We start from the raw sequence: 17,242 nt of genomic DNA on the forward strand, positions 1-17,242 counted from the left end.
GGCTTTTGATGGGCTGGCAAAGATTACTTTGCGGGGCCGGTGAACTGGCTGGCCCCCAGTCCTTCGACCACCACATCAACCTCTACGGCCCCGGCATGCTGCAATTGCAGCGCCAGCTTGAAATGATCCCCTTCCTTGAGCGGCTTCTTCAGACCCGTCAGCATCACGTGGTAGCCGTGCGGGCTGAATGTCACGCTGGCCTTGGGCGCCAGTGACAGTTTGGGGACGGCGCGCATCTGCATCATGCCACCTGCCATTTTCATTTCATGGACTGAAGCCTCTGTCGCCACGGCGCTGTTGGCGCCAAGGATGACATCTGCTGCACCGCTGCGATTGTTGATGGTGAAATAAGCCGCACCCGTTTCGGCACCGGGTGGTGTGGCGGGTGACCACGCCTGAACTATCGACACTGCCGCTGCGGTATCGGCGGCAAGAGACGGCGTGGCGGTCAACAGAACAAAGGGCAGGGCCAGCAGGAATGCTGGGTATTTCAGTAAATTCAGCATGCGGATTTTCCGTGGTTTAACTGTTCTCAAGGCCCGAACGGGCAGGATCAACGACGAACAAACCCCGGTGGCCCGGTTGCGGGCGGCAGCGCACAGTCCGCTGTGACGGTGAGCGCTGGCATTAAAGGCAGCAGGCCAGCCACCATGTGCATGGTCAGTTGCGGCACCAGTACCGGCCATGGGGGCAGATGACTTTGCAGGGCGCACAACGGACAGGCGCTGGTCAGCAGGACCAGAGTACGTTGTCGTGCAGAACCCGCCTCTACCCGCACCCCGCCAGCGCTGCACAACACCGGATCGGCCTGAACGGTGGCAGATGCATGCAATAGACTGAATGTTGGCGCAATCGCCAACAGGCACGCCGCCAGCCATGCCAGTATGGTGCAATGCCATGCAGTCATTGGGGAGCGAATCCGCATCAGATCTTTGTTCCAGGCAGCAACATGTTGCGGATTCTAGACGCCTGCGGAAGTGCCCGATAGAGGGGCTAACTTCCAGGAGGCATACTTGAGCCTTTTTTGGGGCGGGTGCATGCAGGCCAAAGACTGGTTGTCGGCACTGGTGGTGGTCTTTGTGTGGGGCGTCAACTTTGTGGTGATCAAAGTCGGCCTGCACGGCGTACCGCCCATGTTGCTGGGTGCGCTACGGTTCACGCTGGTGGCGTTTCCAGCTGTGTTGATCGTGCCACGTCCACGCATCCCCTGGCCGCAACTGGTGGCGTATGGGGCGACGATCAGCCTGGGGCAGTTTGCCTTTCTGTTTTCGGCTTTGTACGTCGGCATGCCTGCCGGCCTGGCCTCTCTGGTATTGCAGGCGCAGGCGTTTTTCACGGTGCTTCTGGCTGCGCTGATCTTTGGCGAGCCGGTGCGCTGGCATAACGTACTGGGCTTGCTGGTGGCGGCAGCGGGCCTGGCGTTGATTGGCCTGCATGGCAACGGTGGCTTTAGCGGGCTGGGCTTTGTGTTAACGCTGCTGGCCGCACTATCCTGGGCGTCTGGCAATCTGGTCGTCAAACGGGTCGGGGCCGTCAATCCACTCAGTCTTGTGGTGTGGGGCGCACTGGTGCCGCCGGTGCCGTTCTTGCTCTTGTCCTGGTGGCTGGAGGGCCCGGCGCGTATCAGCGCCAGCCTGGCCAATCCTGGCTGGCCCAGCGTGGCCGCGCTGATTTATCTGGCCTATGTGGCGACCTGCCTGGGTTATGCCTTGTGGGGGCGGTTGCTGGCACATCACCCGGTGCGACAGATTGCGCCGCTGACCTTGCTGGTGCCGGTGATTGGGGTAGTGACTGCGGCACTGTCACTGGGCGAACACCTTTCCACGTTGCAATGGCTGGGTGGGGCCATTGTCATGGGAGGGCTGTTGATCAACGTGTTTGGCCCAACCGTGGCAGCGCGGTTATATCGCTAGCCGTAACGGGCTCAACTGCCGGCGCGCTTTGCGGCCAGATTGCGTTTTTTCAGTTCAGTCAGGACTGCATCGACATGGTCGCCCTGAATTTCAATCACACCATCCTTGACGGTGCCGCCTGAGCCGCATACCGCCTTGAGTTGACGGGCGAGGGCGGTCAGGCTGGCAAGGTCCATCACGGCCCCCTTGATCACGGTGACGCCCTTGCCTTTGCGCCCTTTGGTTTCCCGCATGACCCGGATAATGCCATCGGCAAAACCCGCCGGTTGTGCAGGCTGGCAGATGCACTGGGCCTCTGGCTGGCGGCAGTGCGGACACATGCGGCCGTGCTCAGTGGAATAAACCAGACCGCCTTGTGCCAACGGCTTCATGGGGTGTGCCTGTAGCTGGAAAGAAAGCTGTCAAGCATAGCAGGGCCATTCATGTCCGGGCACAGTTGCCGTGCATTTTTCCAGGAAAGAGTGGCATTTGCTGGCTATGAATTGAGAGTGCCGGCGGTGCTCGACGGCATCTTGCCAGGAACTCTGAATGCCCCTGCGTATAACGCTGCCGGAATGAATACCCAGATGTTGATGCTGACCCGCAAATCCCTGCTTCATCATTCCATTGTTGTACTGGTGGTGCTGGGCATCATCGCGGTCGCCACCATTCCGGTCGGTCTGATGACCTACGTGGCCGAAAAGCGGGCGCAAGTGCGCGAGTATGAAGCACTCTCCCTTTACGCCCGCCGTGGTCTGACCCGCATTGAAATGGTCTACAACAATGCTCGCGATGCGCTGGGCCAGATGCAGCAACTGACCGCGGAGCCCTGCAGCGACGAGTACATGGCCGATATGCGCCGGGTTTCGCTGATGCATCGGTATGTGCAAGACGTGGTCACACTGCGGGACCGTGACTATCTGATGTGCGGGGCCATGCTGGGGCGCTTTGCCCACCAGAACAGACTGGGCAAGCCCTCCTGGGAAGGGCCGCACTACCGGGTCTGGTTGCATGCCTATGATATTGAAGACACCGGTAAACCCATGCTGATGATTGCGGATGACACGCATGCGGTGTTGCTTGATCCGGAGTCGCTGGTCGATGTGGTGGTGGAAGACCCCACCTTGTCGCTCTCGGTCGTGGGGACCGGAACCAATGAAATTGTGGCCTCCTGGCATAACGCGCGGCCGGATTTCATCCTTAAAGGGTATAAAGAGTCCGGCAAACGCCAGGCCGATGGCGTCTATTACATTACCGTCAAATCAGCGCAGTTGCCGATTGCCGTGGTAGCGGGCGAGCCCTCCATCAATCTGCTGCGCCACTGGTACGCCGCGCTGCAAATCTGGCTACCGGTCGGCGTTGTGCTGGGCCTTGCCATTGCGGCCGGGTTGCTGATGTATATCCGCAGCCGGAGCTCACTGGTGGGGCAACTGCGCTACGCCATCCGCCGCCGGCAGTTGCAGGTTCACTATCAACCCATTGTGGACCTGGCCACCCGGCGCTGCATTGGCGCGGAGGCGTTGGTCCGCTGGCCGCAAGCCCGGGATGTGATGGTGCGGCCAGATGTGTTTGTCCCGCTGGCCGAAGACAATCAGCTGATTCAGCCGCTGACAGATCTGGTGCTGGACCTGGTGTGCAAAGACATGGCCACCTTGCTGCAATTGCGCAGTGACTTGTATGTGTCGATCAATCTGGCCGCTATTGACCTCAGTACCGACCGTTTCTGCGCGGTGCTCAAGCGCACCCTGGCGGCCTGCAGTATCGAGCCGCAGCGCATTGCCATTGAGGCGACCGAGCGCGGTTTCATGCATGCCCAAACCGCGGTCGGTATCATCCAGCAACTGCGCCAGATGGGGCACCGGGTATTGATTGATGACTTTGGCACGGGTTATTCCGGGCTATCTTATTTGCAGACATTCCAGGTTGATGTCCTGAAGATCGACAAATCGTTTATTGATACCGTGGGCACAGAGGCCGCCACCGCCAGTGTTGCACCGCATATTGTAGAGATTGGCCACAGCCTGCATCTGAAAATGATTGCCGAAGGGGTCGAGAGCGAAGCGCAGGCGGCCTGGCTGGTGGCGCACGGTGTACAGAGCGGGCAGGGCTGGTTGTTTGGCAAACCCATGCCGGCGCAGGCGTTTCTGGACTACCTGAACAATGAGCGCCAGCGGACACGTCATGTTTGAGGTGTGTCTCAGACATGAAAAAAGCGCCATTTCAGGCGCTTTTTGGTGGCTGTAAAGAACCCGCCGGCGGGCTCAGGGCGTCAGAAAGTAATTCAGCACACCATCCAGCCCGACATGATTGATGCAGTACGGCGCTTCGGCCTGGACTTTGGGCTTGGCATGACATGCGACACCAAAACCGGCCTCATGCAGCATGGGCAAATCATTGGCCCCGTCACCCATGGCGACTACTTGCTCCGGACGCAGACCCAACTCTTCGCGCATGCGGATCAACTCGGACTTTTTGCGCTGCGCATCGACAATCTCGCCAATCACCCGGCCTGTGAGCTTGTCGTCGATGATCTCTAGTTCATTGGCAATGGTACGGGTCAGATTCAAGCGGCTTTGCAGCTTGTGGGTGAAGAACGTGAAGCCGCCGGAAATCAGCAGTGTTTTTGCCCCGGCCGCCTGGAAGCCCTTGAGCATGACTTCCGCCCCGGCCATCAGTTTAAGGCGTTCGTCATACACACGCTGCAAGGCACTGGCGTCCAGTCCGGCCAGCAAGGCCACGCGGCGGGTCAGGCTCTCTTTGAAGTCCAGCTCACCGCGCATGGCAGCGGCGGTAATCTCCGCCACTTGTGGCTTGATGCCGACCATGTCGGCAATCTCATCAATGCACTCGATGGTGATCAGGGTGGAATCCATATCCATCACCACAAGGCCGATATCGCCCACGCGCAGGTCTTCCGGAATAAACGCCCAGTCGTGCTGCACGGATTCGCAAAAATCCGCGACCGCCTCCTGGTTGGCGATGTCCGCGCCAATCAGGTGAAACGCTTGCTGGTTCACCGCCTGGATTTCACCCGCGCCCGACAAACGCGCCAGTTGTTTGAGATTGGGGGTTTCAATGTCTGGAGCCTGGATAACAAGACGGTACATGGGCAGGTCAGTCGTCAATAGGTTGGATGGATTCAAGCGCCGTGGCACTTCTTGTATTTTTTGCCGCTGCCGCACGGGCAGGGGTCATTGCGCCCGACTTTGGGCTCTTCATTCTTGACTGTTTCCACTTTGCCAAAGCGCTTTTCCAGCCAGAAATACATCAGTTCTTCAATCAGCCACGGCAGTTCATCCAGCCGGTCTTCGCGCTGTTTGATGGTCAGTTTCTTTTCTTCTTCATCGTCCGGGTCATGACCCAGTTCCAGCGCAATGATGCGGGCGATGGTGTTGTAGAAGTCATCGCTTTCATCCATCTCGTTTTGCCAGGCTTCTTCGCGCACGGCCACGCCGGCGTGAAAACCCGAAGCCCAGTACTGGCCGATGGTTTCCTGCCACTTTTCATCCAGACCTTCGTCATTGAGGATCAGCGGGTAGTAAAGCGGCTCTTCACCCGGCCGCACCCGGCTCTTGGCCGAAAAGGCTTCGCGTACCGTGGCCGCGTGGCGACGGATCAGGTCCATGATGTCGTCGGCTTCGATCTTGTCGGAGAACTCCGGCACCTGACCATCAAACACGGCCGGCAGCCACTCGTCTTCCGGCACTTCTTCCGGGCCAATGTTCAGCGCCACCAGAAAGCCATCCAGCATTTCCAGATCCATGGTGGCTTCAGGCGTACGCGGACACATCAGGAAGGTATCCAGGCGATCAAATTCCTGGTCGTCGAGAGCTTGCACAGTCATTGCGTCAATCCGGTATCAGACAATCAAAGGCATATTGTACCTGTTACCGTCGGCTGCCTGGGGCACGGCCGTTGCCCTGGCGCGCCGCTTCGCCCACAATGCCGCCTTCTACCCATTGCCGGAGTTTTTCCATGAGCCCACGCCCAGAAGTCGTCCTGATTGCCGCTATGGGCAGCAACGGGGTCATTGGTATTGAAAACCGCCTGCCGTGGCGTTTGCCGGAAGACCTCAAGCGCTTCAAGGCACGCACCCTGGGTCAGCCCATCTTGATGGGACGAAAAACCTGGGATTCTCTGGGTCGCCCGCTACCGGGCCGGCGCAATCTGGTGATTACCCGGCAGACAGACTGGCAAGCCGCAGGCGCAGAAGCCTACCCCAGCATTGAAGCCGCTGTGGCGGCGTGTGCCGATGCGGCACGGGTCTTTGTGATTGGTGGCGGCGAAATTTACCGTCAATCGTTGACTGTGGCTGACGCGTTGTATTTGACCGAGGTTGAACTGGCGCCCGAGGGCGATGCGTATTTTCCGGAGTTTGACCGGACCGAATGGCAGGAAACCGCGCGTGAAGCGGCGGTGGATGAAGCCAGCGGCGCCCGTTTTGCCTGGGTGGACTATCACCGTAAGCGCTGAACGGCGCGCCCAAAGAAAAAGCGCCCTCAGGCGCTTTTTTTGTACCGGTCGCATGAGTCTGGTGCTAGTCAATGAACTCCAGCAGATCCGCAAAGTGATGAATGACGCGATCCGCGCCCAGATCATCCAGATTGCTGCCATAGCCATAACTCACCGCCACCACCGGGCAACCTGCCGCTTGTGCCGCCAGTACGTCGTTTTTGGAGTCACCCACCATCAGCAACTCTGACGGGCTGACTTGCAAGCGCTCGGCCACATGCAGCAATGGCGCAGCCGACGGTTTTTTCTGCGGCAAGGTGTCGCCGGCCACCACCACTTCAAAGTGTTCACTCACGCCCAGTGCGCGCAGCAAGGGCAGCGTATAGCGTTCCGGCTTGTTGGTGACAATGGCAAGGGCAAAGCCACGCTCATGCAGGCGGGAAAGGGTGATCTGCACTTGCGGGTAGAACGTGGTGTCGATGGTCAGGCCCTGCTTGTAGTGCAAATCGAAGTGGTTCATCGCTTCTTTTTGCAGCGCAGTGCCGGTAAATTCGGCCGCGTAGTCATCTGCCAGCGTGCGCGCCACCAGAGATGACGCGCCGTCCCCGACATAGCTGGCAACGCGTGCCTCGGTCAGCGGGGTGAGCCCCAGATCCGCACGCGCGGCGTTGGCGGCACGTGCCAGATCGGCAATCGAATCCACCAGCGTGCCATCCAGATCAAAAGCAAAAGCCTTGATATCCATAACCAGCCCTTAGCCGGCCACGTGGCGGTCAATTTCTGCATGCATGGCGGCAATGATGGCGCGGTAGTCCGGATGACCAAAAATGGCCGAACCAGCGACAAAGGTATCGACCCCGGCGGCTGCAATCTGGCCGATGTTGTCGACCTTTACGCCACCATCAATTTCCAGATGAATGTGGCGGCCGGTTTTGTCTTTGTATTTATCCAGCCTGGCGCGGGCCTGGCGGGCTTTTTCCAGCATTTCCGGAATGAACGATTGGCCACCGAAACCCGGGTTGACCGACATCAGCAGGACCATGTCGACCTTGTCCAGCACGTAATCCAGATAATCCAGTGAAGTGGCCGGGTTGAACACCAGACCAGACTGGCAGCCATGCTCGCGGATCAAGCCCAGCGAGCGGTCGATGTGATCGGACGCTTCCGGGTGAAAGGTAATGATGTTAGCGCCAGCCTTGGCAAAGTCAGGGATGATGCGATCCACCGGTTTGACCATCAGATGCACATCAATCGGCAGCGTAGTGTGCGGGCGGATGGCCTCACAGACCATCGGGCCGATGGTCAGGTTGGGTACATAGTGATTATCCATGACATCAAAGTGAATCAGGCTGGCCCCGGCCTCGGAGACGTTGCGCACTTCTTCGCCCAGTCGGGCAAAGTCGGCAGAGAGGATGCTGGGGGCGATGCGGTATTCGGCCATGAAAAACTCCGTGAAATGGATAAGACACTTCCCCCGATTGTATCGCAGAAGGGCTGCAGCCCGTTGTCATGGACTGCTAATATGTAAAACACCCTGAAAACAGGCATGAACAACATGAGCGAAAAGCCGGAATTTGTCATCGAGATCGTTCCGCAGGCCAGCTATGTGCCGGACCAGTCTGATGAGACAGAGGATCACTACGTATTTGCCTACCGTATTGCCATCACCAATCGCAGCGCGGTGACAGTGCAATTGATTTCCAGACACTGGATCATTCGCGATATGGAAGGTCGGGAACAGGAAGTGAGTGGCCTTGGGGTGATTGGAGAGCAGCCGGTGCTCGAACCAGGCCAGTCCTTTGAATACATGAGTGGCACCACCCTGGAGTGTCCGGTGGGCACCATGCGGGGCAGCTATCAGATGCGCACGACTGACGGCACCTTGTTTGACGCGCAAATCCCCGAGTTTTTGCTCTCTGTCCCGCGCACACTCCATTGACCTGTCTGCAGCGGCCGTAACAGCGTGCAGCGACGGCCAGACTTGACAGCCCAAAGCCGCGCCAGCGCCTGTTTTGCGCGCAGAATAACCTCCGGCAAGGCGGCAATACGCAACGCTCGTTCTGCCGCCGCTTCGCGCCCACCCGGCATACAGCTAGAATACGCCGCAGTGGAGGCCGCATGCGTATATTAGTTTCCAATGATGATGGGTATTTCGCGACCGGAATTGCGGCATTGGCTGCAGCACTGGGGCAGGAGCACGAGGTCATGGTTTGCGCACCCGAGCGTGACCGGAGCGGGTCCAGCAATTCTTTGACACTGGACCGTCCGCTCAGCGTCCGCCGGGCGCCCAACGGGTTTTTGTACGTCAACGGCACGCCTACCGATTGCGTACACCTTGCCGCGACCGGTTTGATGGAAACGTTGCCTGATCTGGTGATCTCCGGCATCAATCACGGCGCCAACATGGGCGACGACACCATTTATTCCGGCACCGTGGCGGCCGCAACGGAAGGTTATTTGCTGGGCGTGACGTCGCTGGCGTTTTCACTGGCCTCTCGCAATCCGCAGCACTTTGAAACGGCGGCGCAAGTTGCACTGGACCTGGTGGCTCAAAGCATCAAGCAGCCGTTTGATCAACCGACCTTGTTGAATGTGAACGTGCCAGATGTCCCCTATGGCGAAATCCGTGGCAAGCTCACCACGCGGCTGGGCCGGCGTCATCGCGCAGCTTCAGTGATCAAAGATGAAAACCCGCGCGGCGATCCTATCTGGTGGGTCGGGCCGGTGGGTGGCGCTGCTGTGTGCGGTGAAGGCACGGACTTTTACGCTGTGGCCAATGGTTTTGTCTCGGTCACTCCGCTTTCCATTGATCTGACTGCCTATACCGGACTGGAGACGGTGTCGAAATGGCTATGCGCATGAATTTCAATAATGTGCCCGGCATGGGCATGACGTCAGCCCGCACGCGCACCCGCATGATCGACCGCCTCAAAAGTCAGGGGATTACCCACCCGGAAGTCCTGACCATCATGGGTGAAGTGCCGCGCCATGCCTTTGTCGATGAAGCCATCTCGCACAAAGCCTATGACGATATGTCCTTGCCCATCGGGCATGGGCAGACCATCTCCCAACCGTATATTGTCGCCCGCATGACCGAACTGGCGCTGGGCGCGCCGCAGCGTGACAAGGTGTTGGAAATTGGTACGGGCTGCGGTTATCAGACCACGGTTCTCGCCCAGTTTTTCAAAACCGTGTACTCGATCGAGCGCATTGGCGGCCTGGCCAAACAGGCGCGGGAACGTTTATCGACACTGGGCGTCCTCAATACACGGTTGCGTCATGGCGACGGCAGTCGGGGCTTGCCCGATAGTGGCCCGTTTGACGTGATCATGCTGACCGCCGCCGCACCCATTGTGCCCGAGGCCATGATTGCCCAGCTCAAACCTGGCGGGCGCATGATTTTCCCGGTCGGGGGCGACACTCAGGAGCTGCGCATGATTGAAATCACGCCCGAGGGCCCGGTCGAACAACGGCTGGAACGGGTGAAGTTTGTCCCGCTGCTCCCAGGCATGGCGTGAATTTTTGGTTGGCCTGGTTGTACCAACCAGTGCTACATAAATGCGCTTGTTACACAAGCCAAGAACAATTGCTCGTCCGCAGCATCAGATCAAAAAATATCAGGAGAAATTGAGTGAACTGGCAGCGTCTTATTGCCCCCGCTACTGCGTTGTTGCTGGCCGCCTGCGCCAATCAGCCCACCCAGCCGGCCCCCATCGTTGATCGCTACCAGCAGGGCAACTCTGCGACCGCCAGTTCAACATCCCCTGTGGTCAAACCCCTGCCAGCCGCAGCGCCAGTCGTCACCGGCCAGGGTGCGGACACGTATATCGTCCAGAAGGGGGATGGTTTGTACCGGATCGCCATGGATCATGGCGTGGCCTGGCGTGATCTGGCGGCCTGGAACAATCTGGATGACGTCAACGCCATCAAGGTGGGGCAGGTCTTGCGCCTGACCCCGCCTGGCAGTGTGGCGGCTGCAACCAATGGCGGCGTAGAGGTCAAACCGCTCAAGGATACCGGCCCGGCCGCTGCCCCGGTTGCAGTGAATAAAAGTTATCCCAAAGCCATGAAGCTGCCGTACAGCCCGCAGAACGCTACCGCTATTGCCGCCATGGCTGAAGGCCCTGCCGTTGCATCAAAACCACAGCAAGAGGGCAGCACAACGCCCCGACCGGTGGTCGCTTCAGAAATTGCAGTAACGTCCGATAGTGTTACAAAAAGTAACGTAAAAGCGGCCTCCGGGCCAGCATCTGCTCCGGCTGAGGCCGCTTCGGGTGATGTGGACTGGATCTGGCCCACGCCAGGTCAGCCTGCCAAAGCTTTCAGTGATGAAAGCAGAGGTATTGATATTCTCGGAAAAATGGGGCAGTCTGTGGTTGCGTCAGCGTCCGGTAAGGTGGTCTATGCCGGAAGTGGCCTGCGCGGGTACGGCAAAATGATCATCATCAAGCACAACACCGAGTTCTTGAGCGCGTATGCGCATAACAGCAAGTTGCTGGTCAAGGAGGGCGACATCGTCAAGAAGGGTGAAAAGATCGCGGAGATGGGCAATACCGATGCCGACCAGGTCAAGCTGCATTTTGAAATCCGCAGATTTGGCAAACCGGTCGATCCAGCCAAATACATCCACTCAGACTAACCATGAACGATCAAATCGATATCCTGGAAGACGAAGCGTTACTTGAGGAAGAAGACCTCGAGTCAATCGAGAACGAAGCAGAAGGGGATGGTGAGGCGGAGTCTGTTGCTGCTGAGGAAGCAGACGCTCCTGTCTACGAAAGTACCGGTGACGTTACCCAGATTTATCTGAACGAAATCGGGCATAGCCCGCTGCTGACACCAGACGAAGAACGCGCCTTGGCACGGCGTGTGGTGCAGGGCGATTTTCAGGCACGCCAGAAAATGATCGAGCACAACCTGCGGCTCGTGGTGAACATTGCCAAGCATTACATCAACCGTGGCATGACCCTGCTGGACCTCATTGAGGAAGGCAATATCGGTCTGATGCATGCACTGGAAAAGTTTGACCCGGAACGCGGTTTCCGTTTCTCGACCTACGCCACCTGGTGGATTCGCCAAAGCATTGAACGCGCGATCATGAACCAGTCCCGGACGATTCGTTTGCCGGTGCATGTGATCAAGGAACTCAACGTCTACCTGCGTGCGCAACGCCACCTGGAAGCGCGTATGGGTCATGAGCCCACGGTAGAGGAAGTGGCCGCGCTGGTGGGCAAGCCAGTAGAAGATGTTCGGCGCATTATGGGTTTGAATGAACGCGTGGCCTCGCTGGATGCCCCGCTGGACATTGACCCCATGCTCACCATTGGTGAGTCGATTCCGGATGAGCAACATGAAGGCCCGGAAACGCTGCTGCAGAACATGGAAATCGAGCGTTATGTACGTGAGTGGCTCAAGCAACTCAACGACAAGCAGCGCATGGTGATCGAGCGCCGTTACGGCTTGAATGGCTATGAAATCTGCACGCTGGAAGACCTGGCGGCCAGTCTGAATCTGACTCGGGAGCGTGTCCGCCAGATTCAGATCGAGGCGCTGGAGCAATTGCGTCGTATTCTGCGTCGTTACGGGGTTACCCGCGACGTGGTGCTTTAAGCAACACGTTAAGTAACAAATACCTGTCTGATCATGCGCCGTTGTACAGGCGCATATAAAAACGGCTGAATGACATTGCGTCACTCAGCCGTTTTTATTGGGCAGCCCGGAAGGCTGCCTGCAGACTATTTATTTGCTGTTGCTGGCGATCTTGTGATCGGGCACCACGGTAAAGCTGAAGGTGCGATCCTTGATCAGATAATGGCGCGCCAGCGAATCCAGGTCCGCTTTGGTGATGCTCTGATAGTCCGCCGCGCGACTGCGTGCCCAGTCCAGTTTGGCCGGGATTTCCTGCGAGCCGTTGAGCACCGTGCCCAGCCAGTAGCCGTTGGTGCGTTCGGAATCCCGAATGCCGGTCAGGATCGGGGCGCGGGCGCGCTCCAGTTCGTCTTCGGTCACGCCGTGCGCCTGCATGTCGGCGGCAATCTTCTGTACCGCAGTGGTGACTTTGTCAGCCTGCTCTGGCTCTACCGTGATCAATACGCCGACCGAGCCGTAGCCGGTAAAGGTTTCGCTCAGTTGGGCAAAGGCTTCGGGACTGTAGGAACTACCCATCTGGGTGCGGATGGTGTCCCACAGGCGGTTCTTGAATACCTCGGCCAACAGGTTGAAACGGCGGGCCAGATGGATGTCGCGACCATCGGTGGCCGGCCACACCAGGTAGACCAGGCCTCGATTGATTTCGGTCGGTACGGTGTAGCGCAGGCTCTCTGCCTTGTCGGGGAAATTGACGATACGCTGACTGGCGTAATCAGGCTTGATTTCCCGCTCCGGCAGCGTGCCCAGCGTTTGCGCGACAGCGGCAATGGTCTTGTTGACGTCAATATCGCCGACAATGGAGATCTCCAGCGGGCCTTTATCCAGCTGCGGTTGCACCCAGGCTTTAACTTCGTCGAGCGAACGCCCCATCAGCACCTTTTGATCCGGAATGCCAAAGCGTGGGTCGTGATTGGCCAGCTCAGCAGCAATATTCGTCTGCAGCTTGCCTTCAGGGGTGTGCGCCAGTTCCGTCTGGGTTTCGACAATGGCCTTGCGCGCCATGGTCAGTGCTTCCGGCCGGTAGCCGGCATGCGTCAGGTAGGCCGTGAACAACTGCAGTTGCAACAGCAGGTTGTCCTGGTTGGTACTGCCACCAAAGGTAAAGGCGTCGTTGGATACCCGGAAATCCAGCCCGACTTGCTTGCCGGCCAGCGCGGCATCCAGATCATCAATCCCCAGTTTGTCGAGGCCGCCGGCCTTGAAGGCCAGCCATGACAACCAGGCCAGGCCCGGCTGCGTCGCTGCCGGCTCAGTCAGCCGGCCAGCCCCTACGCGCATGCTCAGGTTAATGGTGTTGGCCTGGAAGGGCGTCTGCTTGAGGTTAAGGCGTACACCATTGGTGAACGTGACTTGCGTGATATCCAGATCCGCCAGGCGCTTTTGCGCGGCCACTGTGCCGGCTTGCCCAAAATCCGTATAGGGGAACACCACTTTGTTCTCGTTGGCACTGCTGGTGCTGGCGACGCTCTGGCTTTGCGTCCACGCTGCCTTGATTTGTGCTTGCGGGTCGTCCAGCTTGACGTTACCGGACACAAACACACGGCGGCCGCCGCTCCAGGCATTACGCAATGCGGCCAGACAATCCGCTGGTGTGACTTTATCCAGCAGGGGCACGATCAGTGCCTTGTCCTGTGCCGGCGAGGTAAAGACGTTGCGGTCATTGAGTGCGTCAGCAATCGCACCTGCCAGGCGCTCAGAGCGACGCGTTGCGGCGCTCGCCACGGATTGATCCAGATCGGTTCGCATATTGGCGACCGCGACCTGCAGTTCCTGGGCGGTGAATCCGTGATCCAGTGCGCTGCGCAGTTGCAGGTCAATTAGCGCCAGTGCGGCTTGCCATTGCTCCGGCTTGGCCGACGCGCCCACGCTGCCGACGCGCACGGTCTGGAACATGTCATACACGCCGGTATAGGCGCCGTTCAGTGGCGAGTTTTCCTTGTGCGCCAGGATGTCCAGACGGCGGGACAACATATCCAGTGCCAGTTGCAGGGTCTGGTCGTTCAGGCGGATTTTGCTGCTATCGGCGCCAGGAAAGGGTTGCAGTGTCTGGATGCTGATATTGGTATTGGGGGCATCGGCTTCGTAGTGATAGCCAAAGCCGGTCTCGCTAATACTGGTCGGTAATTTGAGGTCCGGATCCGGGCGGGCGGGCGCACGCGGGGCAATCTCGCCGAACTCTTTCTGGATCAACGCCGTGGTCTGTTTGACATTCAGGTCGCCCACCGCCACCACAGTGATGCGATCCGGCCGGTACCAGGTGTTGTACAGGTCGACAAAACGATCACGTTTGCTTTGTTCAATCACCGGATCAAGCCCGATCGGCATGCGCTCTGCGGGCAAAGAGCCGGGCAACAGAAAACCGATTTCTGCCTTGTAACTGCGAAACGCGACGGAGTCCCGCGCGCGCTTTTCGCTCAGAATTACACCGCGCTCGCCATCAATCTGGTCCTGCTGCAGCAACAGCCCGCCAGAGAAATCAGCAAACACCTGCAAGCCCTCTTGCAAGGTATGCGGCTTGGTGTCCGGTAACTCCAGCTGGTAGACCGTACGGTCCTGTCCGGTATTGGCATTGGCATCGCTTCCCATGCCCATGCCAAGGCGCTGGAAGTAGTTGACCAGCGTGCCGGGCTTGTAATGCGTGCTGCCCTTGAACGCCATGTGCTCCAGAAAGTGCGCCAGGCCCTGCTGGTCATCTGTCTCGTCCAGTGAACCAGCCTTGACCAGCAATCGCAAGCTGGCGCGGCCCTTGGGTTCGCTATTGGGCATGATGACGTAACGCACCCCGTTATCGAGTGTGCCCCAGGTGATGGCGGGATCAGGTTTGATATCACTTTTGTCTTGCGCAAAGCCAGCTTCGGCGTGGGCAAGCGACACAAGGCTGACAGAAAGGAGCGAAGCGACAAGCAGCGTGCGGATCAAGGGCATGAAGGTTACCGAGGTTCAAGGAGATCAGATCACTGGTGACCGGTCTGGCGCTCAGGGCGCAAAGGCGGCCGCAAACCCGGGCGGGCAGGGTGTGCCTTGCCCGGGCTTCGGTTGCATTTGAATTAAATGCCGCGCAGAAGTTCGTTGATGCCGACCTTGCCGCGGGTCTTGGCATCCACTTTTTTGACGATCACAGCGCAATACAGGCTGTAGCTGCCATCTTTGGAGGGCAGGTTGCCCGACACCACCACAGAACCGGCCGGGATGCGGCCGTAAGTGACTTCACCGGTTTCGCGGTCATAGATTTTGGTGGACTGGCCGATGTAAACGCCCATCGAGATGACCGAGCCTTCTTCGACGATGACACCTTCTACCACTTCTGAACGCGCGCCGATAAAGCAATTGTCTTCGATGATGGTCGGGCCGGCTTGCAGCGGCTCCAGCACGCCACCGATGCCGACACCACCAGACAGGTGCACGTTCTTGCCGATCTGGGCGCAAGAGCCCACGGTTGCCCACGTATCGACCATGGTGCCTTCATCCACATACGCGCCGATATTGACGTAAGAGGGCATCAGCACCACGTTTTTGGCAATGTACGACCCCTTGCGGGCAACGGCATTGGGCACCACGCGGAAACCGCCGGCGCGAAAATCAGCCTCGGTATAGTCGGCGAACTTGCTCGGCACCTTGTCAAAATACTGGGTGCAGCCGCCGTCCAGCACCACGTTGTCGTTCAGGCGGAACGACAGCAGTACGGCTTTTTTCAGCCATTGGTTGGTTTGCCATTGGCCGTCCACTTTCTCGGCCACACGCCACAGACCCTTGTCGAGGCCGTTGATGGCTTCGTTAACGGCATCGCGCACTTCAGCCGTGGCATTGCCAGGGTTGATTTCGGCACGGTTTTCGAACGCGGTTTCGATCACGGACTGCAGATTGCTCATGGCTTTTTCCTGTCTCTTTTCAATGGTAGTGCGCGGCATAGCACCGGCCGCGCGGGTGTAATGAGGATTGATGACCGGCAGCAGCGCCGGCTTACAGACTTTTGCAAAACGCGACAATACGTTCAGCGGCAATCATGCAGTCTTCCAGCGGGGCCACCAGCGCGATACGTACCCGGTTGGCACCCGGGTTAATGCCATGCGCTTCACGGGCCAGATATGAGCCTGGCAAGACGGTGACATGATGTTCAGCATACAGGCGCCGGGCAAATTCCGTGTCACTGATCGGCGTAGCGGCCCACAGGTAGAACGAGGCATCCGGCAGGGCAACATCCAGCACGTGCGCCAGCGTGGGCGTGACCGCGGCAAACTTGGCCGCATAAAGCGCCCGGTTTTCAATGACATGCGCCTCGTCATGCCAGCCGGCCGCGCTGGCGGCCTGTACCGACGGGCTCATGGCACAGCCATGATAGGTACGGTACAGCAGAAATTTCGCCAGAATTTGCGCATCACCCGCTACGAAACCAGAGCGCAGACCAGGCACGTTAGAACGCTTGGAAAGTGAACTGAACACTACCAGGCGGCGATCGTCGCGCCCCAGTTTGTGTGCGGCCTCCAGACCACCCAATGGGCGCTGTTCACCAAAATAGATCTCGGAATAGCACTCATCACTGGCGATCACAAAACCATAACGATCAGACAGCGCAAACAGACGACGCCAGTCTTCCAGAGACGCTACCGCGCCGGTGGGATTGCCCGGCGAACACACAAACACCAGTTGCGTGCGCTGCCAGACCTCTTCCGGTACGGCGTCCCAGTCCGGCTGAAAATGGTGCTGCGCCAGGCAGTTGACGTAAAACGGTTCAGCGCCGGCCAGCAAGGCCGCGCCTTCATAAATCTGGTAGAACGGGTTGGGTGAAATCACCACGGGCTTGTGGTTGCCACTGGTATCGATCACGGCTTGCGCAAAGGAAAACAGGGCTTCACGACTGCCATTGACCGGAATGATCTGCGTGGCCGCATCCGGGGCCGGAATGTCATAGCGCCGGGCGAGCCACTGGCTGATCTCCCCCCGCAGCGCATCACTACCCAGCGTGGCCGGATAGGCAGAAAGCCCATCCAGATTGTGGATCAATGCATCCTTGATCAGTGCCGGCGCAGCATGCTTGGGTTCGCCAATCGACAGATTGACCGCCTTGAGTGCCGGATTGGGCGTAACGCCAGCAAACAGCGTTTTCAGCTTCTGGAACGGATACGGATGCAGATCATCAAGCCGGGGAGACATGGTTGCAGCGGGCCCTGGGGAAAATGACAATTATAACGGCGTTGTGAATCTGCCGACACCCAGCCGGCAAAAACGGCGGAGAGCTTTGCGCTGTCCGC

Annotated in this window: 18 protein-coding genes; 8 read left to right on the forward strand and 10 right to left on the reverse strand. The window is 58.6% G+C overall.

Annotated features, from left to right (window positions below; translation table 11 throughout):
- Positions 1-23: 23 nt before the first annotated feature.
- Positions 24-506 (reverse strand): copper chaperone PCu(A)C, encoded by a 483-nt coding sequence (locus tag HNQ50_RS06035; RefSeq protein ID WP_184098613.1) that lies wholly within the window; start codon positions 504-506, stop codon positions 24-26.
- Positions 507-553: 47 nt separating this feature from the next.
- Positions 554-907 carry a hypothetical protein gene (locus HNQ50_RS06040; protein ID WP_184098615.1) on the reverse strand — a complete coding sequence of 118 codons (354 nt, stop codon included), beginning with the start codon at positions 905-907 and terminating at the stop codon, positions 554-556.
- A gap of 106 nt (positions 908-1,013) precedes the next feature.
- Between HNQ50_RS06040 and HNQ50_RS06045 the strand changes: the two genes are divergently transcribed.
- Positions 1,014-1,913 carry an EamA family transporter gene (locus HNQ50_RS06045; RefSeq protein ID WP_246428601.1) on the forward strand — a complete coding sequence of 300 codons (900 nt, stop codon included), beginning with the start codon at positions 1,014-1,016 and terminating at the stop codon, positions 1,911-1,913.
- Between the two features lie 11 nt (positions 1,914-1,924).
- Here the strand turns inward: HNQ50_RS06045 and HNQ50_RS06050 are convergent, their stop codons facing one another.
- Positions 1,925-2,284: a translation initiation factor Sui1 gene (locus HNQ50_RS06050; protein WP_184098617.1), complete on the reverse strand. Its 360-nt coding sequence runs from the start codon at positions 2,282-2,284 to the stop codon at positions 1,925-1,927.
- Positions 2,285-2,467: 183 nt separating this feature from the next.
- On the opposite strand from HNQ50_RS06050, the gene HNQ50_RS06055 reads away from it, so the two are divergent.
- Positions 2,468-4,081: an EAL domain-containing protein gene (locus HNQ50_RS06055; RefSeq protein WP_184098619.1), complete on the forward strand. Its 1,614-nt coding sequence runs from the start codon at positions 2,468-2,470 to the stop codon at positions 4,079-4,081.
- Between the two features lie 72 nt (positions 4,082-4,153).
- On the opposite strand, the gene serB is transcribed toward HNQ50_RS06055, so the two are convergent.
- Together serB and HNQ50_RS06065 are read right to left on the reverse strand one after the other, a co-directional pair.
- A complete protein-coding gene (gene serB / locus HNQ50_RS06060) occupies positions 4,154-4,999 on the reverse strand; it encodes a phosphoserine phosphatase SerB (protein ID WP_184098620.1) in 846 nt (281 codons plus the stop codon).
- Between the two features lie 32 nt (positions 5,000-5,031).
- Complete coding sequence (locus HNQ50_RS06065) at positions 5,032-5,736, reverse strand: UPF0149 family protein (RefSeq protein WP_184098623.1); 705 nt, start codon at positions 5,734-5,736, stop codon at positions 5,032-5,034.
- Between the two features lie 131 nt (positions 5,737-5,867).
- On the opposite strand from HNQ50_RS06065, the gene HNQ50_RS06070 reads away from it, so the two are divergent.
- Entirely contained in the window at positions 5,868-6,365 is a 498-nt protein-coding gene (locus tag HNQ50_RS06070) for a dihydrofolate reductase (RefSeq protein ID WP_184098625.1), read from the forward strand.
- A 64-nt stretch (positions 6,366-6,429) separates the two neighbouring features.
- Here the strand turns inward: HNQ50_RS06070 and HNQ50_RS06075 are convergent, their stop codons facing one another.
- The gene (locus tag HNQ50_RS06075; RefSeq protein WP_184098627.1) at positions 6,430-7,089 is read right to left on the reverse strand and encodes a phosphoglycolate phosphatase; all 660 of its coding nucleotides are present in this window, start codon (positions 7,087-7,089) and stop codon (positions 6,430-6,432) included.
- 9 nt (positions 7,090-7,098) lie between these two features.
- Positions 7,099-7,785 carry a ribulose-phosphate 3-epimerase gene (rpe, locus tag HNQ50_RS06080; RefSeq protein ID WP_184098628.1) on the reverse strand — a complete coding sequence of 229 codons (687 nt, stop codon included), beginning with the start codon at positions 7,783-7,785 and terminating at the stop codon, positions 7,099-7,101.
- A gap of 114 nt (positions 7,786-7,899) precedes the next feature.
- Between rpe and apaG the strand changes: the two genes are divergently transcribed.
- From apaG to rpoS, 5 genes are all read left to right on the forward strand, one after another.
- Complete coding sequence (gene apaG / locus HNQ50_RS06085; protein ID WP_184098630.1) at positions 7,900-8,283, forward strand: Co2+/Mg2+ efflux facilitator ApaG/CorD; 384 nt, start codon at positions 7,900-7,902, stop codon at positions 8,281-8,283.
- Between the two features lie 179 nt (positions 8,284-8,462).
- On the forward strand, positions 8,463-9,206 hold the full coding sequence (surE, locus tag HNQ50_RS06090; RefSeq protein ID WP_184098632.1) for a 5'/3'-nucleotidase SurE: 744 nt from the start codon (positions 8,463-8,465) through the stop codon (positions 9,204-9,206).
- On the forward strand, positions 9,203-9,862 hold the full coding sequence (locus HNQ50_RS06095; RefSeq protein ID WP_246428602.1) for a protein-L-isoaspartate(D-aspartate) O-methyltransferase: 660 nt from the start codon (positions 9,203-9,205) through the stop codon (positions 9,860-9,862). Before surE ends, HNQ50_RS06095 begins: the two co-directional genes overlap by 4 nt.
- Before the next feature lie 113 nt (positions 9,863-9,975).
- Entirely contained in the window at positions 9,976-10,983 is a 1,008-nt protein-coding gene (locus HNQ50_RS06100; RefSeq protein WP_184098634.1) for a peptidoglycan DD-metalloendopeptidase family protein, read from the forward strand.
- A gap of 2 nt (positions 10,984-10,985) precedes the next feature.
- Complete coding sequence (rpoS, locus tag HNQ50_RS06105; protein WP_184098636.1) at positions 10,986-11,954, forward strand: RNA polymerase sigma factor RpoS; 969 nt, start codon at positions 10,986-10,988, stop codon at positions 11,952-11,954.
- Between the two features lie 129 nt (positions 11,955-12,083).
- On the opposite strand, the gene HNQ50_RS06110 is transcribed toward rpoS, so the two are convergent.
- The 3 genes from HNQ50_RS06110 to dapC form a co-directional block, all read right to left on the reverse strand.
- On the reverse strand, positions 12,084-14,918 hold the full coding sequence (locus HNQ50_RS06110; protein ID WP_184098638.1) for a M16 family metallopeptidase: 2,835 nt from the start codon (positions 14,916-14,918) through the stop codon (positions 12,084-12,086).
- Positions 14,919-15,040: 122 nt separating this feature from the next.
- Positions 15,041-15,862, reverse strand: coding sequence for a 2,3,4,5-tetrahydropyridine-2,6-dicarboxylate N-succinyltransferase (gene dapD, locus HNQ50_RS06115; RefSeq protein ID WP_184098640.1), 822 nt, complete (start codon positions 15,860-15,862; stop codon positions 15,041-15,043).
- Between the two features lie 91 nt (positions 15,863-15,953).
- Positions 15,954-17,144, reverse strand: coding sequence for a succinyldiaminopimelate transaminase (gene dapC / locus HNQ50_RS06120; RefSeq protein ID WP_184098642.1), 1,191 nt, complete (start codon positions 17,142-17,144; stop codon positions 15,954-15,956).
- Between the last annotated feature and the right edge of the window lie 98 nt (positions 17,145-17,242).

Source organism: Silvimonas terrae, assembly GCF_014202765.1.
In the GTDB taxonomy this organism is placed as follows: Bacteria; Pseudomonadota; Gammaproteobacteria; order Burkholderiales; family Chitinibacteraceae; genus Silvimonas; species Silvimonas terrae.